This is a genomic window from Rhizobium mesoamericanum STM3625 (assembly GCF_000312665.1).
In the GTDB taxonomy this organism is placed as follows: Bacteria; Pseudomonadota; Alphaproteobacteria; order Rhizobiales; family Rhizobiaceae; genus Rhizobium; species Rhizobium mesoamericanum.
In genome coordinates this window covers 424113-450151 of the sequence record NZ_HF536773.1, presented here as the reverse complement: position 1 = coordinate 450151, position 26039 = coordinate 424113, and the positions used below count along the sequence as shown (strand labels likewise).

Sequence of the window (26039 nt, the reverse complement as noted above, 5' to 3'; positions counted from 1 at the left end):
AAAGGCAATACACATGGACCGCACAGCATCTGGATGGCTTAACGGCTTAATCGGCGTCATCATCTTTAGCGGTTCACTGCCCGCCACGCGTGTGGCTGTAACGCAGTTTGATCCGGTGTTTTTAACGGTCGCTCGGGCAGCGATTGCTGGTGGGCTTGCGCTACTGCTCCTCCTCCTTTTTGGACAAAAGCGTCCGGCAAGACACGATATCTTGTCGCTGATCGTGGTTGCCGCGGGTGTCGTTGTGGGGTTTCCACTTTTGACAGCGCTGGCGCTGCAGCATGTTACGTCGGCGCACTCGGTCGTTTTTGTCGGGCTGTTGCCGCTTGCAACGGCTGTCTTTGGCGTCTTGCGTGGCGGGGAGCGTCCGAAGCCTGCCTTCTGGCTATTTGCCATGATGGGAAGCGGATTGGTCTGCGGTTTTGCCTTGGTCCAGGGGCTCAATGGCGCGCCGGTCGGGGATGCGCTAATGGTGGCAGCAATTATCGTCTGCGGGCTCGGCTATGCCGAAGGTGCCAAGCTGTCACGGACGCTTGGGGGATGGCAGGTCATTTCCTGGGCGCTCGTTTTATCTCTGCCGCTGATGATCGTTTCAGCGATCTTTTTCATGCCGGCAAGCTTCTCAAACATCGATGCGCCGGCGCTGGCTGGCCTTGCCTACGTCTCGCTCTTCAGCATGCTGATAGGCTTTGTCTTCTGGTATCGGGGCCTGGCTCATGGCGGTATTGCAAGTGTCGGGCAATTGCAGTTGCTGCAACCCTTTCTCGGTCTCACTCTGGCCGGTACGCTGCTGCATGAAACTGTGACCTGGACGATGTTTGCGGTAACAGCAGTGGTTATTGCCTGCGTCGCGGCTGCCCGCAAATTCGCCCGGTAGTTGATGCCGCCGCAAACCGTCGGTGACAATAATCGCGGGAGCGTTCAGTCGACGAACTTGACGATCACGCCTGGCTTTACCATGCCGGCCAATTCCTCGGCATCCCAATTGGTCAGGCGAACGCATCCGTGTGATACGGTTTTGTCGATAAGCGAGGGTTCCGGTGTGCCGTGAATCCCATAGGTCGGTTCGGTCAGATCGATCCAGACGGTTCCGACGGGGCCATTGGGACCGCCTGGCAACCTTAGAATCTTGGTGTTCTTTCCCTGCTGAAAGTTGACTTTTGGGTCGTAGATGTAGGGGGGCATTCGCGCGACGCCTTTAACCCTGTGGGTGCCTGAAGGCGACGGCGTTTCCGCGCTGCCGATCGTGGCGGGATAAACTGCGAGCAGAAGACCGCTTTTATCGAACGCCAGAACCTGACCAATTCGCCTGCGAACTTCAATTCGATTGACCGCACCCTCTTTCGGGTCGCCGGGCATCGCCACCAGTACTGTCTTTCCAACCGCAAAGGGCGTGCCGGCGTTCAGTGCCTTTAGAAGGTCGATGTCCATGTGAAACCGCTCGGACAGTTTCTCGGCAACACTTGTGTATCCGAGGTACTTCATTTTGGCTTGCTTGGCGTAGTCTTTCGGAATGCTGTCGACCAGGCCTTGTGTGTCTTTGAGGGAGATCACATAGGGCTCTATCACCGGACCGTCGTCCATCAGCATGTGAATGACGTCAGGACTTAGCTTTCCATCTGTCGGGAGGCCCCGCATGGCTTCGAGCCCGGCGATCGCCTTGCTGACGTTCTCGCCGTAGTGCCCGTCTATCACCCCGGGAGACGACCCCATGCGATCCAGTAGGACTTGGAGACGCACGACCGCGGGCTCTGGTTGAGGGGACGCCTTGGCTGGTCGCTCCGGCGGAATGGAGTCGAGCGAGGCATTGTTGATAGCCTGTGCACCAAGCTCCTGGGCCATCGCATTGCCAAGCAGGCCTAAAGTGAGCGACAGGGCGAGAAAGATCGGTGTTTTCATGAACATGAAATCTACGACCGGCGAACTTGTTCCAGAGACTTAATCGCAGCGAGGTCGACAGTTCGATATCGTCGAGCGTTGATGCAAAATGTTTGGACACGCATGTCGCATACGGGTCTTATCGAAGCTGGCCCGAGATTATCGGCGAGATCATGTTTACCCGTCCTCGCTCTGATGCCGTTTAGAACGACATCCGAAGAACGATTGCCCAGGGGTCGATCCAGATACGCTTAGGTTCCGGCCATGTCGCGACGATACGACCTCACATGCCAGCGTGAGCCTAGTTTTCAGATAGCTGACCCCCGTCGGATCTGCTGTTTGCCGCGTGTACGAGGAGCCGCCATGGACCCCGCCTATCGGGGGTGATCCGATTGCTGCCCGCCGTTCAACTTGCTCCCGACCCGAATAAATCCTTTCGCAGCGATCTTGATTGGGCTTCGCCGTCCCCTAGCTCAGTTTATTAGGGTGTACGCGGAAACGGGGCTGCGCAGATTTTCAGCCGAATGGGAGCCCACCATGAAACATCAGACATTGGAGCAACTACAGAATATTGCGGATATCGACCAGGCATACCCGCATCGCATCATGTCGCGAAGCGAGCGTCTCGAGCGCTGGGTGGAGCTCCTAGAGCTTAGTCCGCATCGACGACTGGCAACCCTCTACCAGACCGAACATCAGCCGACTTCAGTCCTATCGCTCCTGCGTAGCGATAACTCGCCGATTTCGGTCGCCTTCGAGGATCCGATCCTTCGAGCAGCCGGGCTAGAGAACGACACCTATGGCCAAGCCAAGAAGTTCTTTGGTCTTACCGATGGCGAATTGCATAACGTTCTTTGCTATTGCCATTTCGGCGCGACGGTCAGCGCCGCAACAGCTGCCCACTATGTACGCGGTATTCTTGGCGTGAAACGGCCAGGTTTATTCGCGCGCCTGCGGGCAATGTTTGCATCCTGACTGGAGCTGATTGCTGCTCCCGTCTTCAGCCGCCGCTCGGGCGAACGGCGGCCTTTTGCTGACGATCGTCAGCGATCACTCTGCGTCATCGCCAGACAATCCGGTTTGTTGTTCCAGATTGCTCAGGCACGCATCGTTGTGGGCAAAGCGGAAAATGCTGTAGACAGCTAATCCCAAGTCTTCACTTCCGGAAATGGTCACACTCGCCGATTGGGCATTCTGGAACTTTGTATCCAGATTGTCCCATTGCTCGAACACCTGTCGCTCTTGAGCAATGACCGCCTGCCTGAACATTCCATCCTTTCCGAACTTGGATCTGGCGACGTGGTCGACCTTCTCGTCTGCGGGCCCGAACTGCGAAGCGAGGAGAGACGCTGCTTCCGTGTAGACCTGACGTGTCGTCGTGCCGCGCTGATCGTCTTCGATGTAGCGCGATATCGCGACCACATTGCAGATACCCATCCCGCGAACGTACGCGAGCACATATTGGTCGAAGAGATCACTTCCGCCAGGCAGGCGGTTGCACGAGTATTGGCCCGTCGCATCCAGCTGCTCGCCATAGATCGGTTTGCAACCGAGCGCCGACGGCAAGGCATCCTGCGACACGCCGAGCGGCCGGAAGGCTGGGGCGTTCGTCTCAGACGGTGAAATGGATGCAGTGACGGTTGCAGCGAAAGCCACCGACGTCAGAATATCGATTATAGCCATCGAATCCCTCCCGAATAGGATCGGGCAATACCATAGCGCCGGCCATCAGAAACCCGATCTGCGCGTCAGGTACGGTGTTGCAAGCCGGCTTTCCACAGCCTTTCACTGCGCCGGCATTGGAAGGTTCAAGTCCACGGCTCGAAAGTTGTTCCATCACGATTATGTGGCTGTGGACCTGCTGATCGCCTCCACCCAAACGAAGCCTGGACGGCCTTCAACGCATTTTCTGCTATCTTGAACCCTGGCCTTTAGTAGCGATGCCAGCGACTTATGCGCGATCAATGTTCGCCTGTTTCGCCCTGCCATGAGGAGGTGGCGTCATCGTTGCCTGTGCATGTGGCAAACGGTCGCGCGCAAACCGATCGCGCTGGACAGGAATATGACGAGATGTTTGCATGCCGTTGGCTGAGGGGCCGGTGTGGGGACAATATCATGGACATCCGAAATCTCCTTGCGAGTTGGCAAGGAGTACACGAAGGTTGTGCCGCTGATCAAAGGCGGCTAGTCCAGCCTGTCCCGTTCCCTTCACAGCTCGACCCGCTCGCAGCAATGGTATCGATGACCGGAGAACTTGTCACCGAAAGGAATGCACGCATGACGAAAGGAAGCTTTGGCTTTCCGCCAGCGGATCTTCGGGGCCGCGCTTTGGGGGAAATTCATGCGCGACCCTATGCGCTCGTTCAGGCGCCGCGTGTCATATTCCAGTTAGCCTTCCTGACGGAAAGCGCGGGAGACAACGATCATGAAATGCTTGCCGACCTTTCCCGCTCCAGTGGCGTTGCACCGCCGGCCCGCGAAACCAGTCACCACGCCATAAGCTGGGGGCAGGGTACGCTGCGCTGGGAGCGCCACACCGAATTTTCGACCTATTTTTGGGATTGTCCGCCACCAGACAGGTTTGGCGCGCCGATCGCTGTTCATCCCTTTGGAGACGGTTTTTCGCCGCCGGGGCCCTTCATATCAGGGATCCGCCTGGAAATCAGGCCCGATACATTGGAGACGGAGAAAGAGATTGCCGTCTTTGATCCCACCAGCCTGTGTCGCAGCGAATTGAGAAATGGTCAGGCGACGATCCTCACCGACTTCCGCCAGGACGGAGACGGATTGACGAAGTTTCTGGTTGTCGATCGCGGCATGTCGGACAGCGCGCGCGGCGCGCTGGTTCAGCGTCTTCTAGACATCGAGACCTATCGCACGCTGGCAATGATGGGCCTGCCGCTCGCGCAATCGCTCTCGCCGGAAATCCGCCAGATCGAATCGGGGCTGACTGCCATCACCCAGCGCATGAAGCTGCATGCACGCGACGAGGCTGATCAGATGCTCTCGGAGATAACACGCTTGGCGGCCGAGCTCGAAGCGAATGCGGCCCTCAGCCTGTATCGGTTTGGCGCCAGCCGCGCCTATTACGAGATCGTCCAGGAACGTATTCGCGCCTTGGCTGAAACAGCGATACCGGGCAGCGAGACGCTTGGTTCTTTCCTGGAACGGCGGCTGGCTCCGGCGATGCGAACCTGTCAGTCCGTCGAGGAGCGTCAGGCGAACCTTTCGCGCAAGCTGGCTCGGGCAACGGCGCTGCTGCGGAGCTGGATCGACGTCGAACTCGAGCGTATCAATACCACGGTACTGAATTCGATGGATCGTCGAGCACATTTGCAATTACGGCTGCAGCAGACAGTCGAGGGCCTGTCGGTGGCCGCAATCTCCTACTATGTCGTCGGGCTTTTCGGTTATATGGCAAAAGGTGCGCATAATGTCGGCTTCGAGGTGTCTCCCGAGACGCTGACGGGCCTTTCCGTTCCGATCGTCGTTGCCGGCATGTGGCTTGTCGTGCGAAGCATCAGGCGAAGACATGCCGAAGAGGACAAGCACTGACGCTGTTCCCGCGATGACAAAATACCACTACTCGGGACATCCGCCAGCCGACGACGCAAGGAAGTCATCATGGACGTGACCATCTATCACAACCCGGGTTGCGGCACATCCCGCAACGTGTTGGCAATGATCCGCAATGCAGGCATCGAGCCTGAGATCATCGAATATGTCAAAAGCCCACCGAGCCGTGATCGGCTCATCGAATTGATTTCGGGCGCCGGTTTGACGGTGCGCCAGGCGCTTCGCGAGAAGGGGACGCCCTATGCCGAACTCGGATTGGATGATCCGTCGCTGACGTACGATCAGTTGCTCGATGCGATGCTGGCGCATCCGATCCTGATCAATCGGCCTTTCGTCGTAACTCCATTGGGCACGCGCCTGGCGCGCCCTTCCGAAATGATGCTGGACATACTTCCATCGACGCACCGGGGAGCCTTCATCAAGGAAGACGGCGAACCCGTCCTGGACCCGGAAGGCAAGCGCATTCGCTGACGGCTGGACCCATATGCCGGTTTTCGGCCCACCTGGCCTCATAACTCGGCTGTCGAACACTCGTAGAGAACCGCGTCGGTGGCAGCATCGACGCCCGTCAGGCTGACGTCGTAACCCCAAAGGTGACGAATATGGCCCAGGGTGGCGTCGCGGGTGGACTCTTCCAGAAGAATCCCGTTCTTCACATTGTGCTGCAGCCGAAGTTGTCGGTCGCCAAGCAGGTCGACATCGATGACCTGGATATCGGGCTGTCTGGCACCGACATCGTAGCTGCGGGCAAGTGCTGAGCGAATTGCAGAATAGCCTCGCTCGTTGTGGATCGATGATACTTCGCAATAGTTGTCCGTGGCCCGATCAGAGAGCAGAAACAGCCGGAACTTGCGGATCATCGCTGGGCTTAGATATTGCAGCATGAAGGACTCGTCCCGGTGGTTCGCCCAGGCGTCCAGCAGCGTTGCCTGCCAATCGCCGTTGCCGGCAAACGATGGAAACCAGTCACGATCTTCGGCCGTCGGCGCCATGCAGATGCGCTGGATATCCTGCATCATCGCAAACCCCAGGGCGTAGGGATTTATGCCTGGAAAGCGCGGGTCATCGAAGCCTGGCTGAAAGACGACGTTGGAGTGGCTTTTCAGCAATTCCAGCATTGCGCCCTCGCTGAGCTTTCCCTGATCAAAGAGCCGATTGATGATGGTGTAGTGCACGAAGGTCGCACAACCCTCGTTCATCACCTTGGTTTGTCGCTGCGGGTAGAAATACTGCGCAATGACGCGCACGATCCGGAGAAGTTCTCGTTGCCATGGATCAAGGATGAGACTGTGCTTTTCCAGAAAGTAGAGCAGGTTCTCTTCAGGAAGGTTGAGAACCTTCTTGCGTTCTGACGCGTCGCGCTCGGCATCCTCGGGATTGCGGTTCTCGGCCGCAAGCGGCAGCGTACGCCATAAATCGCTATAGGTCTGCTCTTCATATTCCAGTCGTTCGCGTGCGCGCTCCCTGACTTTTTCAGAGGAAAGGCGCGGTGGACGGCGGTAGCGGAACACCCCCTGATCCATCAGGGCATGCGCGGAATCAAGGATTGCCTCCACCGCGCTCAATCCATGCCGTTCCTCGCATTTGGCAATGTATTTCTTGGCGAAGTCCATATAGCTGAGGATAGCGCCAGCGTCGGTCCATTGGCGAAACAGGTAGTTGTTCTTGAAGAAGTGATTGTGGCCGAAGGCTGCATGCGCGGTCACCAGTGCCTGCATCGCCATGGTATTTTCTTCCATGAGATAGGTGATGCAGGGATTGGAGTTGATGACCAATTCGTAGGCTAGACCACGCTGTCCCTTGCGATAGAGGTGATCCTCGAAGATGAAGCGCTTGCCGAACGACCAGTGCTGATACATCAGCGGCATGCCGACTGAGGAGTAGGCGTCCAGCATCTGTTCGGAGGAAATGATTTCCAGCTGGTTAGGATAGACGTCCAGTCCCATCTCATCGAGCGCCACGGCTTCAATGGCGTCGTAGGCGCGCGAAAGACTCGCGAAATTCCAGTCGGAACTGTCAAACAGCAGGCCTGAACTCGAGCGTCTCGCCATTCGGTCGTCCCTTACTTGCGTGTGCGCATGGCAGGCTGTCGGGTAAAGAGCTTGCGGAAAACTGGATAGATATCCGCCGGTCGGGAGATCCGCGTCATCTGGAAATTCGGCACCTCCCCGTCGACCGTGCGATAGGCGCGCCACAGCGACGTCCCGTTGTCGGTGCTTCCAAAGATTTCGGTTTCGCGCTCGTCGATGATCTCGACATAGGCATAATATTGGCAAAGACGCATCAGATGGTCGCGAAGCAGGGTCGCACAGCGCTCGGAATCGCCGCTGATGTTGTCGCCATCGGAAGCCTGAGCTGCATAGATGTTCCAAAGATGGGCCGGATACCGCTCCTCGATCACACGCAGCATTTCCTCAAGAGCGGTGGAGACAACCGTACCACCGCTCTGCTTGCTGTAGAAAAACGTCTCTTCGTCGACCTCTCGCGCCTCGTCGGTGTGACGGATGAAGACGATATCGATCCGCTCGTAGCGTCGGGTGAGGAAGAGATGGAGCAACACGAAGAAGCGCTTCGCGAGGTCCTTTTCACGCTCGCCCATCGAGGCCGACACGTCCATCAGACAGAACATCACGGCGCTGGCATTCGGCAACGGCTGCCGCTCGAAGCGGTTGAAGCGAATGTCGACTGGATCGACATACGAAATCCGCCGACGCCTGCGCTCCAGGTGCTCGAGTTCCTCGCGCAAGGCCTGCAGGCGCCGCCGCTTTGGTGCCGTCATTTCCTTTTCGGCCTCGAGCGCGGCGATCTCGTCTGCGAGCGCTTTTACCGCTGCTTCGCTCGGCCGTTGCAAGGCGATGCGGCGGCCGAAACTATTGCGCATTGTTCGCCCCACGTTGATGTTCGTGGGGGTACCGGCTGTGCTGAAGCCGACGCGGTGAGACTTGTAGGTCACCGTCTCCTTGAGGTTCAGCTTGACCATATCGGGCAGTTCCAGATCCTCGAAGAAAAGGTCCAAAACCTCGTCCCGTGATAGAATGAACTGAAAGTCATCTTCGCTCTCGCCGCGACCAGCGCCGCGGTCGCCCTCACCAGCACCCCCTTGCGGTCGCGACAGCTTGTCTCCTGCCATGTATTCCTTGTTGCCTGGGAGAATATATTCACGCTGGCCGCTGCCGGAAGCGGGCTGAAAAGTCGGCTCGCCTGCTCCACGCTTAGGCATCGGGACGCCATGAGCAGCGTCCACGTCTGCTATCTTATCGGACTTAACCTGTTCCTTGATCGCCCGTTTGAGTTCCTCTCGGGCTCGCTTCAGGAAACGCTGCCGGTTGCCAAGGCTCTTATCCTTCGGGTTGAGCCGGCGGTCGATGAAATTCGGCATCTGCCAATCCCCCGGTTCGGCATCGTCAGCCGGCCTTGTTGACCCGCATATACCAATCGACGAGCCGCCGGACCTGGCGAACCGTGTAACCACGCTGCGTCATGCGCTGGACGAACTCGGCGTGCTGTTTCTCCGTTGAGCTGTCCTTCTTGGACCCGAAGCTGATGACCGGAAGGAGATCTTCTACCTGACCGAACATACGCTTCTCGATGACTTCACGAAGCTTTTCATAGCTGGTCCAGGAGGGATTGCGACCATGGTTCTTGGCTCTGGCGCGCAAGGTGAACTTCACGACCTCGTTACGGAAGTCCTTGGGATTGGCAATGCCAGCAGGTTTTTCGATCTGCGACAGCTCGCTGTCGAGGATCTCGCGGTTGAGGATCTGTCCGGTGTCGTAATCCTTGAAGTCCTGGTCCTCCAGCCATGCATCGGCATAGGAGATGTAGCGATCAAACAGGTTCTGCCCGTATTCACTATAGGATTCGAGGTAGGCCTTCTGGATTTCATGGCCGATGAACTCGGCGTATCGGGCCGCGAGTTCGGACTTAATGAAATCAAGGTAGCGCGCCTCGGTTTCCTTCGGAAACTGTTCGCGCCGGATTGCCTGTTCCAGGATGTACATCAGGTGCACCGGATCGGCCGCCACCTCCTTGGTGTCGTAGTTGAAGGTTTCCGAGAGAACCTTGAAGGCGAATCGGGTGCTGATGCCGGTCATGCCTTCATCGACGCCGGCTGCGTCGCGATATTCCTGGACCGACTTCGCCTTTGGATCGGTGTCCTTCAGGTTCTCGCCGTCGTAGACGCGCATCTTCGTGTAGAGCGGCGAGTTCTCATGGACATGGAGGCGGGTGGCAACCGTGAAGCGGCTGAGGTTCTCAAGCACCTCGGGCGCGCACGGGCTGCGGGCCAACTCGCTCTCGCGAAGCAGCTTCTCGTAGATCTGACGTTCTTCGGTGACCCTAAGGCAGTAGGGCACCTTGACGACCAGGATGCGGTCGAGGAAGGCCTCGTTGTTCTTGTTGTTCTTGAACTGCAGCCACTCGGACTCATTGGAGTGAGCGACTACGATGCCCTGGAAGGGGAAGGCGCCAAAGTTTTCGGTGCCGTTATAGCTGCCTTCCTGCGTTGCAGTCAGCAGTGGGTGCAGCACCTTAATCGGAGCCTTGAACATTTCGACGAATTCAAGAAGCCCCTGCGTCGTCCTGTTCAGCCCGCCGCTATAGGAGTACGCGTCCGGATCGGCTTGGCTGAAGTTTTCGAGTTGGCGGATGTCTACCTTGCCGACGAGGGCCGAGACATCCTGATTGTTCTCATCGCCCGGTTCAGTCTTTGCAATTGCGATCTGCCGCAACCGGGAGGGGGTGATCTTGACGACGCTGAACTTCGAAATATCGCCGCCGATCTCGTCGAGCCGCTTCGTCGCCCAGGGCGAAATCAGCCCTGTGAGCCGCCGTCGTGCAATTCCGTACTTGTCTTCCAAGAGACCCGCCATCCGTTCTGGATGGAAGAGACCGAGAGGGGATTCAAACACAGGGCTGATTTTGCCGTCGACGGCAAGGGTGTAAATCGGGCGCAGCTCCATGAGCCTCTTGAGGCGCTCAGCCAGGGATGATTTGCCGCCACCGACAGGACCAAGGAGATAGAGGATCTGCTTTCGTTCCTCGAGCCCTTGCGCGGCGTATCTGAAATAGCCGACGATCCGTTCGATCGTGTCCTCCATCCCGTAGAAATCCGCGAAGGAGGGGTAAATCTTGATCGTACGATTGGCAAAAATCCGACCCAGCCGCTCATCCGCGCTGGTGTCGATCAGCGTCGGCTCGCCGATCGCCTCGACCATTCGCTCCTGTGCCGTCGCATATAAGCTTTTGTCATCACGGCAGGCGAGAAGGTATTCCTGTAAGCTCAATTCTTCTTGCGCGGCGCTGGTGTAGATTTCCGAGAAAAGATCGAAAACGTCGCTTTCACCTTTTTGCATGATGCTCTCCCGCGGCCGGCTGGTTAAAACGGGATCGCTGCCCTGTCGGCGCACTTAGTGAGAAAACGGCAGAATCTAGTATTCGTTCCTTCAAATACTTAGAGGATTTCGAAATTGGCTTGGGAAGGCCATATAGCATCTTTATCGTCTCCATTCTTGCGCTCGATCGCGACTCAAATGTTGAGCAGTGCTGATTGGTAATATGGCACGAAAGACGTGCAATAACCATGGCTAAGGTAATCACGCTATCGCTAGGAACGGCGTAATTTCGGCTAATACAACGCTACGCCGGCAAACAAAGCTACATCTTTCGCTTGCCCTATTGCACTGGACGGCAGCCTCTTAAACCCCTGCCGTCCCTAAAAAAGAGGGTGTGGGGACGCTCCGGTCCCGCGCGTTCGGGGCTTTCAGCCGATGCCGCCGAGGCAGACATATTTGACCTCCAGAAATTCCTCGATGCCGTATTTCGAGCCCTCGCGTCCGAGGCCAGAAAGCTTGACGCCGCCGAACGGCGCTTCCGCCGTCGAGATCAATCCGGTGTTGACGCCAACCATGCCGTATTCGAGCGCCTCGGCGACGCGAAAGACGCGGGAAAGATCCTTGGCGTAGAAGTAGGAGGCAAGGCCAAACTCGGTGTCATTGGCCTGCTCAATCACGTCGGCCTCGTCCTTGAAGCGGAAGAGCGGCGCCACTGGTCCGAAGGTCTCCTCGCGGGCAACGACCATCTCCTCTGTGACATCGGCGAGCACCGTCGCCTCGTAAAAGGTGCCACCCAGCGCATGACGCTTGCCGCCCTGGACGACGCGCGCCCCCTTGGCAAGCGCATCGGCGACGTGCTCCTCGACCTTTTCCAGCGCCGGCCGGTCGATCAGCGGCCCGAGGATGACACCCGCATCGAAGCCGTTGCCGGTCTTCAGCCCGCCGACGGCTGCCGCAAGCTTGGCGGCGAAGGCATCATAGACACCGTCCTGCACGTAGAGGCGGTTGGCGCACACACAGGTCTGGCCGTTGTTGCGGAACTTGGCGATCAGTGCGCCTTCGACGGCAGCATCGAGGTCGGCATCGTCAAAGACGATGAACGGGGCGTTGCCGCCAAGCTCGAGGCCAAGCTTCTTGATCGTCGCCGCGCTCTGCTTGTAAAGCTCCGCGCCGATCTCGGTCGAGCCGGTGAAGGTCAGCTTGCGGACCACGGGGTTCGACGTCATCTCGGCGCCGATCTCGCGGGCCGAGCCAGTGATGACGGAAAACAGCCCCTTTGGCAGTCCCGCGCGTTCGGCGAGCACGGCAATGGCGATGGCGGAAAACGGCGTCTGGCTGGCCGGCTTCAGCACCATGGCACAGCCCGCCGCAAAGGCCGGTCCGGCCTTGCGGGTGATCATCGCGTTCGGGAAGTTCCACGGCGTGATCGCGGCGACCACCCCGATTGGCTGCTTCATCACAAGGATGCGCTTGTCGGGCTGATGGCCGGGCACCAGATCGCCATAGACGCGCCGTGCTTCCTCGGCGAACCATTCGATGAAGCTTGCCCCATAGACGATCTCGCCGGTTGCTTCGGCAAGCGGCTTGCCCTGTTCTGATGTCAGGATGCGGCCAAGATCCTCCTTGTGCTCGCTCATCAGCTCGAACCATTTGCGAAGTATGCCAGAGCGCTCCTTGGCGGTGCGTGCGGCCCACCCCTTTTGGGCAAGCTGGGCCGCCTCGATTGCGGCTCTTGTTTCGGCAGCACCCAGCTTCGGGACGCGGCCGATGATCTCGCCGGTCGCCGGGTTGTTGACGTCGATCGCATTCGACGAATCAGCCTCGATCCATCTTCCGGCAACCAGCGCTGCCTGACGAAAAAGCGTGGGGTCCTTGAGGTTCATTCTGTCCATCCCATCTAGAAGCCTTGGTAATTTGGCTTCGGTGAAGCCTTTTTAGGCAATGTTGGCGTCCTTTTCCGCCATGTCAAACGCGCGATTGGAAAACGTCGCCATGCCAGGATTGATGAGGTCGACTTCAATCTCCGTGCGCTCACGAATTTTGGGAACCTTTGCCCCCAAGCGTCATCTATTGGCGTGCTAAGGAGATGAAGATGTCGCACATTCGAACCGATCGGACAGAGGCACTCGATACGATGGCCGATGTCGAGCTGGCGCGACGCGCGATTGCACGCGATCGTCACGCATTTCGCGCAATTATGGCGTCTCACAATCAGCGCCTCTTTCGGCTCGCAAGAAGCATCATTCGCAACGATAGCGAAGCCGAGGACGTGGTTCAGGAGGCCTATGTCCGGGGATTCTCGCATCTTGACCGGTTCCGGGGAGAGTCCTCGCTCGCCACCTGGCTATCTCGCATAGTGATCAACGAGGCACTCGGGCGTCTGCGAAAAGCACGGCGAACGGCGGGGAGGGGGGGTTCTGCGGGTCAAAGCCTTGGAGCCACAATCCTCCAATTTCCTGTTGACAACACGAGCGGCGATCCGGAGCGGACCATGGCGCAACGGCAAATCCTGCAATTGGTCGAGCAGGCGACCGACGCACTTCCCGATATCTACAGAACCGTCTTTGTCGCAAGAGTCATCGAGGGGCTAAGTGTGGAGGAGACGGCGGAGCTTCTTGGCCTGCGCGCAGAGACCGTAAAGACCCGGTTGCATCGCGCCAGGCGCCTCGTGCGCGAGCGCATCGACGAGCAGATCGGTCCCGTGCTGCTTTCCGCATTTCCTTTTGCCGGTCGCCGATGCGAGCGTCTGACCACCACGGTGATGGGCCGTCTCGGTTTTCCGGATTAATTGCGGGAACCTAATCGTCGCGCAGGCATCCAATGTTCGTTCCAGTAAATTGCGCCCGGGCTCGCCGGCTCGGCTGAAGGAGGTTCCTATGCATACTCGCCAGATTGCAACCCTGACCGCACTTTGCCTTTTCGGAATGGCGCCATCGGCATGGGCTGCGGACAAGCCGACGGACGCGCAGATCGCGCATATCGCATATACGGCCGGCCTCATCGACGTCGAGGCAGCAAAGCTTGCGATCTCGAAATCCAAGAACAAGGAGGTCGTCGCCTTCGCTGAGGATATGGTGCGGGATCATGAGGCTGTGAACAAGCAGGCTCTCGCATTGGTCAAGAAGCTCAAGGTCACGCCGGAGGATAATGACACAAGCAAGACGCTGAAAAAGGCTGCGACCGATGAACGGGCTAAACTCGCCAAATTTAGTGGCGCAAGCTTCGACAAGGCATATGTTGCCAACGAAGTCGCCTACCATAAGCAGGTCAATGGCGCGCTCGAGACGCTGTTGATCCCGTCGGCTAGCAATGCCGAGCTCAAGGAGCTGCTCCAAACCGGCCTTAAAGTCTTCCAGGGTCACGAGCAGCATGCTGAGCACGTCGCTGCCGATCTCAAGTAGGAGGCGGCAATATGCTGAGACGGCATCTGTGGATGGTTGCGGTATCTGCGTTGACAACAGGTGTCGTTCCGGCCCGGGCGGAAACAGTCACGGTGATAATCGAAAAAATGATGTTTTCGCCCGCCGAGATAAGCGCAAGGCCAGGCGACACTATCGAATGGATCAACAAGGACATTCTTGCCCATACGGCGACCGTAATGGGGGATTGGGAGGTGGTCATTCCCCCGGGAAAGTCCGGAAGTCTCGTGCTGAAGGCAACGACATCGGTCGACTATTATTGTCGGTTTCACCCGAACATGAAGGGCAGAATCTCGGTGCCGCCGCAGTAAAGAGGTTGCAGCGTTGCGTCCCGTGACCGACTTTCCGGTCATATTCGCCGTTGCGAAATGAAACCATCTTCGCTCGGCGGCCACACTGCCCTATACAGCTCTCATGTATTCGCTGGAACGTCCTATATCCCTTGAGCAGATCGTCAAGAAGAGCCGGTTTCGCGCGATCGCCGTGCCGATCGCGGGCGAGCTCGAAGCAAAGCAAGCGCTTGCAGCACACTCCCAAGGCGACGCCAACCATAATTGCTGGGCGTGGCGTATCGGTCAGACGTACCGCTTCGGCGATGACGGCGAGCCGAGTGGGACAGCCGGAAAGCCCATTTTGCAAGCGATCGACGGTCAATCGCTCGATAAGGTTATCGTCATTGTGGCCCGCTGGTTCGGCGGTGTGCTTCTCGGCACCGGCGGATTGATCCGCGCCTATGGCGGCACCGCCGCCGCCTGCCTCAGGGCCGGCGAACTCGTAGAGCTCGTTCCAACTTTAGAAGGAACAATCAGCGCCGCGTTTTCCGATCTTGCGATCATCAAGGCGAGGCTAATCGCCTTTGAGGGCGTGCAGGTCCTGAGCGAGAGGTTCACGGGTGCCGGTGCGGAGATCACGGCGAGCTTTCCCGAAGCAAAGTCGGAAGAAGTTGCCAGGCTGATCGCCGACACCACAAGCGGACGGAGCGCGCTCGCCATAAAGCAATAGGGCGTGCGCCCAGAGGTTAACGCCAGCCGAGGGCAGGGGCTACGTGTTTGAGGATGGCCTCGATCACATGGGCGTTGTATTCGACGCCAAGCTGATTGGGGACGGTCAAAAGCAGCGTATCGGCTTCCGCAATGGCCTGGTCTTCGGAGAGCTGTCTGACCAGCGCATCCGGTTCTGCAGCGTAGGAACGACCAAAGATTGCCTTGGTGTTTTCGTCGATATAGCCGATCGAATCCTCTTCCTTGCCGCCGCGACCGAAATAGGCACGATCACGATCGTCGACAAGCGCAAAGATGCTGCGGCTGACCGACACGCGCGGCGTGCGGCTGTGGCCGGCATCCTTCCATGCCTCGCGATAGGCGCGAATTTGCGCTGCCTGCTGGACATGGAAGGGTTCGCCCGTTTCGTCGTCTTTCAGCGTCGAACTTTGCAGGTTCATGCCGAGCTTGGCTGCCCAGATTGCAGTTGCGTTGGATCCGGCGCCCCACCAGATGCGTTCGCGCAACCCTTCCGAATAGGGTTCAAGGCGCAGCAGCCCTGGCGGGTTGGGGAACATTGGGCGCGGGTTCGGCCGAGCAAAGCCTTCGCCTTTGAGCGCGTCCAGGAAGACTTCGGCATGGCTGCGACCCATATCGGCGTCTGTCGACCCGTCCTGGGGTTGGTAGCCGAAATAACGCCATCCATCGATGACTTGTTCGGGCGAGCCACGGCTGATGCCGAGCTGCAGGCGCCCGCCGGCTATCAAATCGGCGGCCCCAGCGTCCTCGGCCATGTAAAGCGGGTTCTCGTAGCGCATGTCGATGACCGCGGTCCCGATTTCTATATTTTTCGTCTTAGCGCCGACTGCGGCCAGCAACGGGAAGGGGGAGGCGAGCTGTCGGGCAAAATGGTGGACGCGGAAATAGGCGCCGTCCGCGCCGAGCTCTTCAGCAGCAACGGCAAGGTCGATCGATTGGAGCAGCGCGTCGCCTGCGGAGCGGGTCTGCGATTGGGGAGAGGGTGCCCAGTGGCCGAAGGAGAGAAAGCCGATTTTCTTCATGATTTTTGCCCGTTGGAGATCACGTTTTTCCGTGGATTTGCGATTGGCTTAACATGGGAAGCGGCATCCGCCATGGAAAGACGATTGAACGCTCTGTTCACCCTTGAGGTTGCGTCACCTCATTGGGGCGGCGCGACCGGTCTGGCAAGTGGTAAAAAGAGCAGCGCACAGCCTGCCAGGACGGCGGCGACCAGCCAAGCCTCGTTGATCGCTTGGACGCTTGCTGCCGTCTGTACCAGCGGATCCAAGGCCGCGATCGTGTCGGGAGTGAAGTTGCCGGGGCTGCCGGTGATCGTTCCCTCCGGAGCTCCGACAAATCTTGCCGCGGCTAAGTCGCCGGCTCGCAGCTGATCCCATAGCGCCTGCCCAAGCGGCTCCGAACGCGTGTAGATGATCGTATCGATCATTGCGATGCCGATCGCTCCGCCAAGGTTGCGCATCAGATTGAAGAGCCCGCTTGCATCGGGTACTCGCGCCGGTGGCAAGGTTCCGAGTGCCAGGCGCGTTGGTGGCAGCAGACAGAACATGATCGCAGCGCCACGCACGACCTGGGGCCAGAACATGGCGTCGTAATCGGAACGTGGATCCTGAAATGCGCTCATCCCCAGTCCGATCGCGAACACCGCAAAGCCTGCGGCCGAAAGCAGGCGCGGATCCGTTCGCTTTTCGAGCGCAACGGCGATCGGTGCGGCGATCAGCTGCGTAATACCCGTTACCAGCATTGTCATCCCGATTTCGAGGGCATTGTGCCCCCTGATGAAGGCAAGGAAAACCGGCATGAGATAGACAGAGCCGAAAAGGCCGATCCCAAGCACGAAACTGAGGGTCGAGCCGACAAAAAAGTTCCGATCACGAAAATGATGCAGATCGACGATCGGGCGCGTCCTTTGCAGCGACCTGGATGCGAACCCGGTTCCAGATACAAGGCTTACGGACAGCAGGCTTAAAACATAGGGCGAAATCCAGCCGTTGGTCGGAGCTTCCTTCAGTCCCAATTCGAGACATGTCAGCGCCAACGCCATCATCACGAGTGACAAACCGTCGAGATGTCGAAGTTCGGAGAAGTCACCCTTCTGCCGCGGCAGCGACCGCCACGCTATCAGTGCCGAGACAATGCCAGGAACGATGTTGATGAGGAACAGCCAGTGCCATGAGTAGGTCGCCGTCAGCCAGCCGCCGATGATCGGTCCGACCGTCGGAGCAAGGACCGCCAGCACGCCGGCAATTGTCGTGGCAATCGCCTGCCGCTCATTGGGAAAGAGGATGAAAACGGCCGAAAATACTGCCGGAATCAAAGTTCCTCCGGAAAAGCCTTGCAGCGCCCTCCAGCTCACCACTTCGTTGAAGTCGCTGCTTGCCGCACAGCCGGCGGATGAAATGACAAACAGGCCGATGGAGGCGACGAACAGCCATCGCATCGTCAAGACGCGTGTCAGCAAGCCGGTCAGCGGTATGGCGACGACCTCCGCGATCAGGTAGACGGTCTGGATCCAACTCATCTGATCGGGGTCGATATTGATGGCCTGTTGGATCGTCGGCAAGGATGTCGCGACGACCTGCACGTCGAGGATCGCCATGAACATGCCGACGCACATCGCGATGAAGCCCACCCAGATGACCGCGGAAGGCGCGTGAGAGGAGACCGGTTCAAGACGTTGCGACATGCGGTTGCCTTGTGACCAGCAGCATTCGAGGCAATCCCACCAAGGGCTTACTCAGGGCGATGGAAAAAGGCTTCCAGGCGATAGCCGTCCGGATCGATGACGAATGCTGCATAGTAGAAAGATGCGTATTCGGGCCGTACTCCGGGTTCTCCGTTGTCGGTTCCGCCGTTTGCCGTTGCGTTTGCGTGAAAAGCCCTGACACTTTCCTCGCTGCCGGCAACAAAACAGAAGTGCAGGCCAGACTCCATATCGGGAACGACCGGGCGCTCGGCGAGCTTTATCCAAAGCTTTGGGTCTTCCGCGCCATAGCCCAACCACCTGTCACTCGTGGAAAGCCTCGTATAGCCCAGGGGCTCGAGTGCTGCATCGTAAAACTTGCGCGCGCGCTCGAGATCGGCCACGCCAATAGAAACATGATGAAACATCATTCCTCCTTGTAGGCAGCGCTCGTCGTGTGCATTCGAGCCGCTGCCGATTGGCTGCGCTTGAGGACTTTACAGAGTGGGACATAGCTGTAAAGCAAGTGACGGTCGGTATCGACCATATTTCCGCGTCGATATGATTGGCAGCGCAGTCAAACCGCCTTTTGACGATCGACAAACAAAATAATCCGGCTGACGTATCATTGCTGAAAAGAGACTGTGCGGAAGTGCAACCTATGCGAGATTGGCTGTGGAAATTCTATTGCGGTCAATCTAAAGGTCAATCGCTTTCAACTGTCTTCGATCGGTAGATCATGATTACGAAATGTCTATTTGGATTATTCTTTGCCATTGTCCTTCCTGTTGCCGCGAATGCGGTTGATTGCCCATCGGCTAAGACAGCGAAGAAGGGTTTCTTGTTGCGAAATTCCGGTGCGATCAGTGAGTTCAGACCGGCACAGGGGCCGCTGCTGGCAATAACCAATTCCTTCGGGGGGTCGGATAAGCAAACTATTTATTCATACGGGGGCCTGATCGACCTGTCGCGTTTCAGCAATGATGAGCGATATGCGATTTATCCGCTTGGTGGATTTGAAGACGCGTTCTTCCGCTGAAGAAAGATGCGCACCACATCATCAGCTTTGTTCCCTTCGATCCGCAGCAGTCCAAGGATCCATGGACATTGAAGTTGACGGTGACGAAGCAGGAAACCGTTGCAGTTGGCCGCTGCGAATATGAGGCTTTCAGAGTCAGGCAGGAAACGAAGCGAGCGGGCCAACCGGTAGACGTCTGGAGCGCGCTTTACTCTCCCGACTTGCACGCCACGCTGGCCAAAGTCTATGATGAGGGAACAAGCGAAGAGACCACCATCGCTTACGACTATATTCAATCACTATCGCATTGAACTCGTGACCGAAGCTTCGGCAAAGTGTTGACGACGAGGCCGTTAGACGACCGAGGCCCGCCGCTTGCATGTTCGGTGGGCCTCGGCTGCGTTGAAGGGATGCTGATAATTCCGCGTGTGCCCCCAGCTGCGACGCGCGGACGGTACGCTACACTAATTAGCAACCCTTCGAGCGAGTGCCATGACGTAATCATCGGCGATGTCAGCCAGAGTTAGAGCAACCTCTGGTTCATTCCAACCTGCTGAGAGAACCCTTTGCACGAAATCGTGGAAAGCCGCCGCAAGTGCCTCCTCGCGGTTGAGCGTTCTATAGGGATCATTCGCTGCTTGCATTTTCAAACGGATAGCTTCCATTGATGCGCCCCCTGCCGGTTTGCCTTGTTGCACCAGGAGTGCATTCCTCATGCACTCTACCTCTTGCCATGCGCTATTATGCTTCTTTTTTAATGACTTATGGTTTGCATGTCGTTAGCTGCGGATCCCAAAACTTGCAGCAGCGTCCATTTCTCTGGTCTGCTGCTTCAGCGACCAGGGACCTCTTGCGCCTTTTAATTGGAGTGGGTTGCTCCTTGCTGGAGGAGAAACCATTGGTAGAATAAACTACCGTCTTTCCACGCAGCGCACTCGACTGGCTCAGGATGCGTGGTTGTGGCCAAGCATTTTCAGCCATTTGTCGAAGGAATGAGCGCGCTCGCCCTCTGGAGCCGGTGCGACGGCGTGCGCCAGGTAAGGCGGAACGGCGACATTGCGCGCCTCGCGTGGGCTGTAGCCGAATTCCTTGCTGAAGGCGCGGCTGAAATGCGCGGCAGAGGAAAAGCCGGCTGCAAATGCGATGTCGATGATCTGCTGCCGGTTGGCCGCATCACATAGCGCTGCGTGTGCCGACAGAAGCCGGCGTCGTTGAATATAGTGATGGACGCCGCCGTCAGGCTCGAAAGCCTGATAGAGTCGTGTACGCGACACGCCCAATTCCTTGCACAAGCGTTCGGTGGTCAGGTCGGGCGACATCAAATTGTGTTGGATGAAGCGGTGGACCCGTTCTTTGAGCGGCAAGCTGCTGTGTTGCTCTGGGGGCGAGGAATATGCTGCTGAGGATGCAACGCAGGTCAAGATCATGTCGCGGACCGTCTGGAGGACATGTGAAAGATCGCCGTCCGCCAGCTCCGCAAGTTTTGCCTCGACGCCGACCAGATAGTCGATCAGCAGTTTGGTGGGTGTTCCCGATAGCGTAATGTTGTTCCTGATTTCGGAAGACGAGGAATAAAGCAACTCGCGCGGCAGATAGAGCGACAGGGTTTGGGCATCCGTAGAGCGCCCTCGAAAAGGGTGACCCAAAGTTCGCAGTTCCATCTTTCCCGGCTCGCCGTGAGAAACATGGCCATCAACCTCCGTCCATGTTCGGCCGCTGCGCAATATCGAAATATGCCAGTGGTCGATGAGGTTCGACCTCACCTTGGCTTCCGAGCGTATGTAGCTATGGGCAGGCGTGCTTTGCTGTACGATCAGCATGCCGCCGAGATTCCAGGCCGCGTGATCGGCTTTAAACCCTGCGTCAGGGGTCAAGTTGTCCGGAAGCCGGACATCGACCAGCGGGGCTACGTAAGCCTGCCAGGCAGCAAACTGCTGCTCAGGTTCGAGACCATGCGTGGAAAATCGCAATGGCTCCAATGCTGGCGGAGGTACTGGTCGCTCGTCGGGTGGCTTCGTCTCGCGAGGAAAACGGCGGCGTTCGACATGCGCAGCGCCGTCGGGTTGCGCAGGGGAGGGGCGAGATCGTTCGTCGTCTGGCAAGTCGGTCTCCATCACTCGATCAGGCAAGCTCCGCTTCTCTTGGTTCCATATCTGTTCTTGCGTCGGTCAGGTCATTCTCAGATCGACGCCGGGATGCAGCTTCTTCAGGTTGGGTAATGACTTCATCTGCCACGAGATCTGGGATGAGCCCAGTACGGTCAGATGGATGTGCGGACGCTTGCGCGCTTCGATCGTCAACTTCGCGAGAAGGTTTATTCCGGAGGAATTGAGGAATTCCAGACCCGTCAGGTCAAAGGTGGTCTTGCCATCGCCATCATCGAGCGCCTTCATGGCGAGTTCGTGGATGGGCGCGTAGGCATCGGGTCCCGCCAGCCGCATGGTCCCATCGAAATAGACGGTGCTGCCTTCAGACCAGATACGGTAGGCTTCTTCTCTAATTTCCATGGCGCACCTTTCGCAGTTTCATGCCGGAATGGCCATCGCGGCATAGGTTTCAAGTCTTGTTGGTTGGGTGGAGCTGTTCTCCTCGAAACGCCAGGCAAACTGCACCTCGTAGTCGCTCATCAGGGTCAACAAACCCAGTCCGGAAATGTTGCCGGTCATTGTGGCGCTCGCCTCGATCTGCTGAATAAGCAGATCGCCGGGATCGCCGACGGTTATGTTCATGAGCTGCCGCTGGAATTTCGTTGCCGTCTCGCTGTCGATAAAATTGGATACCCGAAGCCGAAAACAATCCGTCTGCGCCAACGCCTCCACGACGACCTCTCCGCGCGCGCGAAACTTGATTGCGTTCTCGATCAGTTCGTTTGCCAGATAGACGATATCCTGCTTGAGTTGATTATAGAGCCGCCTCGATGGACGTAACCTTTGGGACATCATCTCCGCGATGAAATCGGATGTCATCCCGGAGTGCTTCCAGGCGAGATCAAGCGGACCATCAAGCAGCCGAAGCCGGACCGCGTGCTTTATATCAGGGAATGCGAGGTGTTCGTGTCCAAAGACCACGACTGTCATGTTCATCACCTATGCCGCATCACAACGAGTGTGATGTCATCATGTATCTTCTGCGTTCCGATATAGGCCATGAGCCCCTCGACGATGCCGTTCTTTACGTCCTCCGCTGAGCGACCATGCAGACGGTGCGCGCTTTGGCAAAGTCGGTCGATGCCGAACAATTCGCCACGAGCGTTCTCGGCTTCTGTGACGCCGTCCGTGTGAAGCACGATCACGTCCCCGCTTTGGAAGGGTATTTCGCGGGTGTCCACGAAGGGCGAGATGTCTGATTCCAGCCCCACCGGAAGGCCGAGGTCACCAGTATCGATCCGCTCGACCTCACCTGTCTGGCGCACGACGATGAGATCTTCATGTTGCCCTGAAATGGTGAGGCGCTCGCCATCATAGTCAAGAAACGACAAGGTGAGATGCTTGTCGGTCCTCGTCCGCTCGATGTTCTTGAATATCGCTCGGTTCAGGTGTGCGAGGAATTTCGAAGGGTCCGTCTCTCCCGCCTCCTGCAGGGCTCGGGCGACCGACTGCACCATCAGCATCAGCACGCCGCTCTCTAGACCATGGCCGGTAACGTCCCCGATGCCGATCTTCAGGCTTCCGCCATTCTGCAACACGTCATAGTAGTCGCCGCCAACCTCGTCGGCGGGGCGCATGTAGGCGGCAATCTCCAGATTCTCGACTGCACCGAGTTCGGCTGCACGCGGCAACACCATCATCTGGATGTGTCGGGCCACATCGAGTTCTGCGCCAAGACGCAGGTTCTCGCTCTTCAGCTGCGTGTTGAGAGCTGAGATTTCCTCCTTCGCTTCCTCGATCTCCTTGGTTCGTTCTGCGACCAAATTTTCAAGGTTTTCGGTGTGGAAGCTGATCTGCTCGGCCATGCGATTGAAAGCGAGCCCAGCCTGCGCGACTTCATCGTTGGTGTGAATGTCGACCCTGACTGAATAGTCCTTCGCCTCGATTCGCTTGGCGGCGGCCGCTAGCGCCCGGATCCCGCTGGTAATGCGCTTCGATGCGGCAAACACCGCAGCCGCCACGATGAGCAGCGACACGAGAACCGCGGCGATCTGATAGACGAGGATGCGGTTGGTTGCCCGTGCAATCTTGGCCCTTGCCGCAATGAGGGAGGCATAGATCTCTTGCTCCGGCACGACGATGCCAAGCGACATGACTTCGCGCTGGACAGGACCGTTGACCCACAGGTTGGACGGGTTGAGCTGTCTGGTGACGACCAGATAGGGGATGTCCTGGCCATTCTCGTTGAGGGAGATGTGCTGGACGACGCCGTTGGTATCGAGTGGAAGCGATGCAACGGCCTTTTGCGAGCTGTTGCGCAAGGAGCGGTCCAGCCCTGTCACACCCTTGCTGGTCGCGTCGCTCGCCGCGCGTAGCCCGATCACCTTCTCTCCGGCGGCATTGATTGCAACAACATTGCCATCCGACATCGCCAGAAAGCCAAAGCCACTCTCCGCGACCTTCACGTGTTCGACGATCTCTGCAAGCTGATCAAGCGTGATATCGGCACCCGCCGTTCCCGCGACGCCCTGTCGATCGGCCGTCCAGAGAGGATGGAAGAAACTGACGATCAGCTTTCCTGTGATGGCATCGGTGTAGGGAGCGGTCTGGGTAATGTCTTCGGGGACGGGGCGGGCCGCGGGATTGCGCGCCCATTGCTGCCATGACTCGTAAATGCCCGGAAAGAAGAAATCCCAGAAGTTCGCGTCATTGTGGCCGGGATAAAGCTTGTCGAACGTCTGTGCCTGTTCCGTATAGGGAGCCGTCCTAAAGATCGGCCGTTCCTTCGGGCCGATGTAATACATCTGGAGTTTGGAGGCACCGGTCCGCAGAAGGTTCGGCGCTACGAGATCAAGGACGGCGCTGGTTTCGATATCGGTCTGCACTTGCGGCAGCGGATGATGGTCCTTGTCCAGCAGGTAACCCCAGACACTGACGACGGACGGCGAGCCCGGAAGGTTTTGGGCCCAATGGCCGCTGCTGTTAAAACTCACGGTCACTGCGTCGGGATCGGCTTTTGCCATGGCGGCGCCGACCGCCTCGTTCCTGATCGGTCGATCGATCTGAGCCTGGAGCACTCCGGCGAGGGCTTTAACGTCGGAGTGGACCTGGTCAAGAAGCAGGCCCACCTGCGAAGCCGTGGAATCGGTGTAGGAGCGGATATAGTCCTGGCTCGCCTTTTCAAGGCCCTGGCCGACCTGTGTGGTTGCGTCGCGCGATAGCCGCTGCACGTTCCAAAGCGCGAGGCTGCCGCTGACAAGAAGATCGAAAAGCACGGCACCGCCGACAACGATCAGGAATTTCGTCCGAAACGAGCGCAATCCGAGGGTTAGCTTGGTTGGAGAAACGGTCATAGCGGCTTCTGTCCCGACGCCGCCCAGATCGGCCAACCGGCATAGCCTCGCGGATGAAGGGCGGCAAAGATGTGATCCCTAAATCCCTGCCTGAATCGTTCGATGAATTCCGGAGGATCTCCGCGTCTCACGCACATCTCGCCCGCATATACATCCTCCCATGCTTCGATGACATCGGCGAAATCCTGCGGATCGCCGTCGAGGTTGGTGACCATGAAGCTTTCGATCCGCACATCTTCGAAACCGGTGTCCAACAAAAGACGGGATCCTTTCGGCCCCATTTCAACGTCCATGTCGAAATGGCGAAAGAGCTTGGCAACCTCGTTATAGGTCCAACTGATGCTATCGGCCCGCGGTTCGCCCAGGCAGTGGGAGTTCTTTTCGTTGGTAATGTAAACCCTGCCGCCTGGCTTGCAGATCCGATAGAGTTCCTTCAGGAGAAGTTCTGGCCGATCAAAGATCTGCAGGGAGTGCCGGCACGTCACGAAATCGAACTGATCGGATTCGAATAGCATTTGGGATGCGTCGCCGTAGGTGTATTCGATATCTCGGACGCAGAATTTTTCCGCAACAGAGCGCGCATAGTCGAGGCTTGCTGTCGAGTGGTCGAGGGCAACGATCCTCGCCGGATTGAATTCCTTCCTGACAAGCATGGCAAAATCGCCGACCCCGCAACAGATATCGGCGATCGCCATGCCGTTGCGAAGGCCGTGACGCTGCAGGATTTCCCGTTCGTGGCGCCACGTCATCTTCGTTTGGGTCCGCAGGATAGGGATGAAGCTCCTGCTCTCGACGAACGTCTGGCCCGGGTAGAAGGCGGAGTCGTAGATTTCCATGGAGATATTGGGCGAGAGTTCGCCAAGGTGGCGAAACATCTGCGTAGCCCATGTAACTACGCTCGACACGAGAACGACAATCTTGAGCTCCGGCCGCGAGCGGGAGGCATCGACCAAGACGCGCGCAAGGGCACGAAATGCCGTACTGTTCATATGCGTGACGCGCTTCAGATTGATGTAGAAAACGCCCTGGACCGTTTCAATCTTGTCTCGCAACAGTAAAAGATCATCGGCAATATCGGCGATCGAACGTGGCCGGAGAACACCGGTTGCGACAAACTCCTGATTGCTGGTGTCGAACTGCGTCGTGAAGGCGGGTGAAGAACTTATCGTGCTCAATTGAGGAGCCTCTCAAGCGGCAGGTCGACCACGAAGGTGAGCGTATCGGCTGGCGAGGCGCGCAGCTCTATTTCCGCTTCATAGTTGATCGCCAATCCCAACAGGACCGCCTTCTCGATGGGCGCAGTTTCGTCGCCGATGACCTCTATGTAGCTCGCCAGTTTTCCATTGTCTCTCAGACCATTAACGAGGTCAGAGTAATAGCGTCGCTGTTGTGACGCGCAGGGAAAGCTCAACTCGATCCGCTCTATCTGCCCATGGCGATAGAAGCCGCATGTCAACGCACCCTCTTGCGCGTCGGAACGAAACGACATCTCGAGAAGTTCGTTGAGAGCCGAAGAGAGAAGGTTGGCGTGACGCAGCGGATCACGGCGGTCGTGGCTCACCATACGAGCGACATAGTTCGACAGTTGGTCGCAATGCAGCCAATCGGCGGTAAAGGTGGCCATCTCCATTTCCAGGTCAAGGAGCTGATCGAAAGCCGTGCCCGCCATCGCT

The 26039-nt window shown here is 57.9% G+C and carries 26 protein-coding genes; 10 read left to right on the top strand and 16 right to left on the bottom strand.

Annotated elements, in window-relative coordinates; all coding sequences use genetic code 11:
• The first annotated feature begins 13 nt into the window (after window positions 1–13).
• Window positions 14–877: a DMT family transporter gene (locus tag BN77_RS22440; RefSeq protein ID WP_007536332.1), complete on the top strand. Its 864-nt coding sequence runs from the start codon at window positions 14–16 to the stop codon at window positions 875–877.
• A gap of 44 nt (window positions 878–921) precedes the next feature.
• Here the strand turns inward: BN77_RS22440 and BN77_RS22435 are convergent, their stop codons facing one another.
• Window positions 922–1905: a L,D-transpeptidase family protein gene (locus BN77_RS22435; RefSeq protein WP_007536330.1), complete on the bottom strand. Its 984-nt coding sequence runs from the start codon at window positions 1903–1905 to the stop codon at window positions 922–924.
• Between the two features lie 510 nt (window positions 1906–2415).
• Here BN77_RS22435 and BN77_RS22430 point away from each other — a divergent pair.
• Complete coding sequence (locus BN77_RS22430) at window positions 2416–2853, top strand: hypothetical protein (protein WP_007536328.1); 438 nt, start codon at window positions 2416–2418, stop codon at window positions 2851–2853.
• Window positions 2854–2928: 75 nt separating this feature from the next.
• Here the strand turns inward: BN77_RS22430 and BN77_RS22425 are convergent, their stop codons facing one another.
• Window positions 2929–3561 (bottom strand): hypothetical protein, encoded by a 633-nt coding sequence (locus tag BN77_RS22425; protein ID WP_007536326.1) that lies wholly within the window; start codon window positions 3559–3561, stop codon window positions 2929–2931.
• A 594-nt stretch (window positions 3562–4155) separates the two neighbouring features.
• Here BN77_RS22425 and BN77_RS22420 point away from each other — a divergent pair.
• Window positions 4156–5433: a DUF3422 family protein gene (locus BN77_RS22420; RefSeq protein WP_040678647.1), complete on the top strand. Its 1278-nt coding sequence runs from the start codon at window positions 4156–4158 to the stop codon at window positions 5431–5433.
• A 69-nt stretch (window positions 5434–5502) separates the two neighbouring features.
• Complete coding sequence (gene arsC, locus BN77_RS22415) at window positions 5503–5925, top strand: arsenate reductase (glutaredoxin) (RefSeq protein WP_007536320.1); 423 nt, start codon at window positions 5503–5505, stop codon at window positions 5923–5925.
• 38 nt (window positions 5926–5963) lie between these two features.
• On the opposite strand, the gene BN77_RS22410 is transcribed toward arsC, so the two are convergent.
• The 4 genes from BN77_RS22410 to gabD all read right to left on the bottom strand — a co-directional run bounded on the left by BN77_RS22410 (window position 5964) and on the right by gabD (window position 12670).
• Window positions 5964–7505: a SpoVR family protein gene (locus BN77_RS22410; RefSeq protein ID WP_007536318.1), complete on the bottom strand. Its 1542-nt coding sequence runs from the start codon at window positions 7503–7505 to the stop codon at window positions 5964–5966.
• Window positions 7506–7516: 11 nt separating this feature from the next.
• On the bottom strand, window positions 7517–8833 hold the full coding sequence (locus BN77_RS22405) for a YeaH/YhbH family protein (protein ID WP_007536316.1): 1317 nt from the start codon (window positions 8831–8833) through the stop codon (window positions 7517–7519).
• Window positions 8834–8858: 25 nt separating this feature from the next.
• Window positions 8859–10808, bottom strand: a complete 1950-nt coding sequence (locus BN77_RS22400; RefSeq protein ID WP_007536314.1) for a PrkA family serine protein kinase — start codon at window positions 10806–10808, stop codon at window positions 8859–8861.
• A gap of 407 nt (window positions 10809–11215) precedes the next feature.
• Window positions 11216–12670 (bottom strand): NADP-dependent succinate-semialdehyde dehydrogenase, encoded by a 1455-nt coding sequence (gene gabD, locus BN77_RS22395; protein ID WP_007536313.1) that lies wholly within the window; start codon window positions 12668–12670, stop codon window positions 11216–11218.
• A gap of 209 nt (window positions 12671–12879) precedes the next feature.
• On the opposite strand from gabD, the gene BN77_RS22390 reads away from it, so the two are divergent.
• From BN77_RS22390 to BN77_RS22375, 4 genes are all read left to right on the top strand, one after another.
• A complete protein-coding gene (locus tag BN77_RS22390) occupies window positions 12880–13575 on the top strand; it encodes an RNA polymerase sigma factor (protein WP_007536308.1) in 696 nt (231 codons plus the stop codon).
• Between the two features lie 88 nt (window positions 13576–13663).
• Complete coding sequence (locus BN77_RS22385) at window positions 13664–14188, top strand: DUF4142 domain-containing protein (protein ID WP_007536306.1); 525 nt, start codon at window positions 13664–13666, stop codon at window positions 14186–14188.
• A gap of 11 nt (window positions 14189–14199) precedes the next feature.
• Complete coding sequence (locus BN77_RS22380; protein ID WP_007536304.1) at window positions 14200–14517, top strand: cupredoxin domain-containing protein; 318 nt, start codon at window positions 14200–14202, stop codon at window positions 14515–14517.
• Window positions 14518–14620: 103 nt separating this feature from the next.
• Window positions 14621–15208 carry an IMPACT family protein gene (locus tag BN77_RS22375; RefSeq protein ID WP_007536302.1) on the top strand — a complete coding sequence of 196 codons (588 nt, stop codon included), beginning with the start codon at window positions 14621–14623 and terminating at the stop codon, window positions 15206–15208.
• Window positions 15209–15224: 16 nt separating this feature from the next.
• Here the strand turns inward: BN77_RS22375 and BN77_RS22370 are convergent, their stop codons facing one another.
• From BN77_RS22370 to BN77_RS22360, 3 genes are all read right to left on the bottom strand, one after another.
• Entirely contained in the window at window positions 15225–16247 is a 1023-nt protein-coding gene (locus BN77_RS22370) for an LLM class flavin-dependent oxidoreductase (RefSeq protein ID WP_007536300.1), read from the bottom strand.
• A gap of 119 nt (window positions 16248–16366) precedes the next feature.
• A complete protein-coding gene (locus BN77_RS22365) occupies window positions 16367–17911 on the bottom strand; it encodes a DHA2 family efflux MFS transporter permease subunit (RefSeq protein WP_007536298.1) in 1545 nt (514 codons plus the stop codon).
• A 47-nt stretch (window positions 17912–17958) separates the two neighbouring features.
• The gene (locus BN77_RS22360; protein ID WP_007536296.1) at window positions 17959–18336 is read right to left on the bottom strand and encodes a VOC family protein; all 378 of its coding nucleotides are present in this window, start codon (window positions 18334–18336) and stop codon (window positions 17959–17961) included.
• Between the two features lie 311 nt (window positions 18337–18647).
• On the opposite strand from BN77_RS22360, the gene BN77_RS31500 reads away from it, so the two are divergent.
• Both BN77_RS31500 and BN77_RS31495 read left to right on the top strand, forming a co-directional pair.
• Window positions 18648–18947, top strand: coding sequence for a hypothetical protein (locus tag BN77_RS31500; RefSeq protein ID WP_007536294.1), 300 nt, complete (start codon window positions 18648–18650; stop codon window positions 18945–18947).
• 74 nt (window positions 18948–19021) lie between these two features.
• The gene (locus BN77_RS31495) at window positions 19022–19237 is read left to right on the top strand and encodes a hypothetical protein (protein WP_007536292.1); all 216 of its coding nucleotides are present in this window, start codon (window positions 19022–19024) and stop codon (window positions 19235–19237) included.
• 153 nt (window positions 19238–19390) lie between these two features.
• On the opposite strand, the gene BN77_RS22350 is transcribed toward BN77_RS31495, so the two are convergent.
• The 7 genes from BN77_RS22350 to BN77_RS22320 form a co-directional block, all read right to left on the bottom strand.
• On the bottom strand, window positions 19391–19591 hold the full coding sequence (locus BN77_RS22350) for a hypothetical protein (RefSeq protein ID WP_040678644.1): 201 nt from the start codon (window positions 19589–19591) through the stop codon (window positions 19391–19393).
• A gap of 279 nt (window positions 19592–19870) precedes the next feature.
• A complete protein-coding gene (locus tag BN77_RS22345; RefSeq protein ID WP_007536288.1) occupies window positions 19871–21028 on the bottom strand; it encodes a helix-turn-helix domain-containing protein in 1158 nt (385 codons plus the stop codon).
• A 66-nt stretch (window positions 21029–21094) separates the two neighbouring features.
• Window positions 21095–21433, bottom strand: coding sequence for a slr1659 superfamily regulator (locus tag BN77_RS22340; protein ID WP_007536286.1), 339 nt, complete (start codon window positions 21431–21433; stop codon window positions 21095–21097).
• Window positions 21434–21451: 18 nt separating this feature from the next.
• Window positions 21452–22003: a slr1658 superfamily regulator gene (locus BN77_RS22335; RefSeq protein WP_007536284.1), complete on the bottom strand. Its 552-nt coding sequence runs from the start codon at window positions 22001–22003 to the stop codon at window positions 21452–21454.
• Between the two features lie 5 nt (window positions 22004–22008).
• Window positions 22009–24366, bottom strand: a complete 2358-nt coding sequence (locus tag BN77_RS22330; protein ID WP_007536282.1) for a SpoIIE family protein phosphatase — start codon at window positions 24364–24366, stop codon at window positions 22009–22011.
• Window positions 24363–25541 (bottom strand): class I SAM-dependent methyltransferase, encoded by a 1179-nt coding sequence (locus BN77_RS22325; protein WP_007536280.1) that lies wholly within the window; start codon window positions 25539–25541, stop codon window positions 24363–24365. Before BN77_RS22325 ends, BN77_RS22330 begins: the two co-directional genes overlap by 4 nt.
• On the bottom strand, window positions 25538–26035 hold the full coding sequence (locus BN77_RS22320) for a hypothetical protein (protein ID WP_007536277.1): 498 nt from the start codon (window positions 26033–26035) through the stop codon (window positions 25538–25540). The genes BN77_RS22325 and BN77_RS22320 overlap by 4 nt, the downstream gene beginning before the upstream one ends.
• Window positions 26036–26039 lie beyond the last annotated feature (4 nt).

What these genes read in the sequence shown, in the direction of transcription:
- BN77_RS22340 (WP_007536286.1), bottom strand. Translation starts at nt 21,433, where the DNA reads ATGGAAATTAGAGAAGAAGCCTACCGTATCTGGTCTGAAGGCAGCACC.
- BN77_RS22435 (WP_007536330.1), bottom strand. Translation starts at nt 1,905, where the DNA reads ATGTTCATGAAAACACCGATCTTTCTCGCCCTGTCGCTCACTTTAGGC.
- BN77_RS22410 (WP_007536318.1), bottom strand. Translation starts at nt 7,505, where the DNA reads ATGGCGAGACGCTCGAGTTCAGGCCTGCTGTTTGACAGTTCCGACTGG.
- BN77_RS22405 (WP_007536316.1), bottom strand. Translation starts at nt 8,833, where the DNA reads ATGCCGAATTTCATCGACCGCCGGCTCAACCCGAAGGATAAGAGCCTT.
- BN77_RS22400 (WP_007536314.1), bottom strand. Translation starts at nt 10,808, where the DNA reads ATGCAAAAAGGTGAAAGCGACGTTTTCGATCTTTTCTCGGAAATCTAC.
- BN77_RS22385 (WP_007536306.1), top strand. Translation starts at nt 13,664, where the DNA reads ATGCATACTCGCCAGATTGCAACCCTGACCGCACTTTGCCTTTTCGGA.
- BN77_RS22390 (WP_007536308.1), top strand. Translation starts at nt 12,880, where the DNA reads ATGTCGCACATTCGAACCGATCGGACAGAGGCACTCGATACGATGGCC.
- arsC (WP_007536320.1), top strand. Translation starts at nt 5,503, where the DNA reads ATGGACGTGACCATCTATCACAACCCGGGTTGCGGCACATCCCGCAAC.
- BN77_RS22350 (WP_040678644.1), bottom strand. Translation starts at nt 19,591, where the DNA reads ATGGAAGCTATCCGTTTGAAAATGCAAGCAGCGAATGATCCCTATAGA.
- BN77_RS22375 (WP_007536302.1), top strand. Translation starts at nt 14,621, where the DNA reads ATGTATTCGCTGGAACGTCCTATATCCCTTGAGCAGATCGTCAAGAAG.
- BN77_RS22430 (WP_007536328.1), top strand. Translation starts at nt 2,416, where the DNA reads ATGAAACATCAGACATTGGAGCAACTACAGAATATTGCGGATATCGAC.
- BN77_RS22370 (WP_007536300.1), bottom strand. Translation starts at nt 16,247, where the DNA reads ATGAAGAAAATCGGCTTTCTCTCCTTCGGCCACTGGGCACCCTCTCCC.
- BN77_RS22425 (WP_007536326.1), bottom strand. Translation starts at nt 3,561, where the DNA reads ATGGCTATAATCGATATTCTGACGTCGGTGGCTTTCGCTGCAACCGTC.
- BN77_RS22330 (WP_007536282.1), bottom strand. Translation starts at nt 24,366, where the DNA reads ATGACCGTTTCTCCAACCAAGCTAACCCTCGGATTGCGCTCGTTTCGG.
- BN77_RS22320 (WP_007536277.1), bottom strand. Translation starts at nt 26,035, where the DNA reads ATGGCGGGCACGGCTTTCGATCAGCTCCTTGACCTGGAAATGGAGATG.
- BN77_RS22440 (WP_007536332.1), top strand. Translation starts at nt 14, where the DNA reads ATGGACCGCACAGCATCTGGATGGCTTAACGGCTTAATCGGCGTCATC.
- BN77_RS22335 (WP_007536284.1), bottom strand. Translation starts at nt 22,003, where the DNA reads ATGACAGTCGTGGTCTTTGGACACGAACACCTCGCATTCCCTGATATA.
- BN77_RS22420 (WP_040678647.1), top strand. Translation starts at nt 4,156, where the DNA reads ATGACGAAAGGAAGCTTTGGCTTTCCGCCAGCGGATCTTCGGGGCCGC.
- BN77_RS22380 (WP_007536304.1), top strand. Translation starts at nt 14,200, where the DNA reads ATGCTGAGACGGCATCTGTGGATGGTTGCGGTATCTGCGTTGACAACA.
- gabD (WP_007536313.1), bottom strand. Translation starts at nt 12,670, where the DNA reads ATGAACCTCAAGGACCCCACGCTTTTTCGTCAGGCAGCGCTGGTTGCC.
- BN77_RS22365 (WP_007536298.1), bottom strand. Translation starts at nt 17,911, where the DNA reads ATGTCGCAACGTCTTGAACCGGTCTCCTCTCACGCGCCTTCCGCGGTC.
- BN77_RS22360 (WP_007536296.1), bottom strand. Translation starts at nt 18,336, where the DNA reads ATGTTTCATCATGTTTCTATTGGCGTGGCCGATCTCGAGCGCGCGCGC.
- BN77_RS31500 (WP_007536294.1), top strand. Translation starts at nt 18,648, where the DNA reads ATGATTACGAAATGTCTATTTGGATTATTCTTTGCCATTGTCCTTCCT.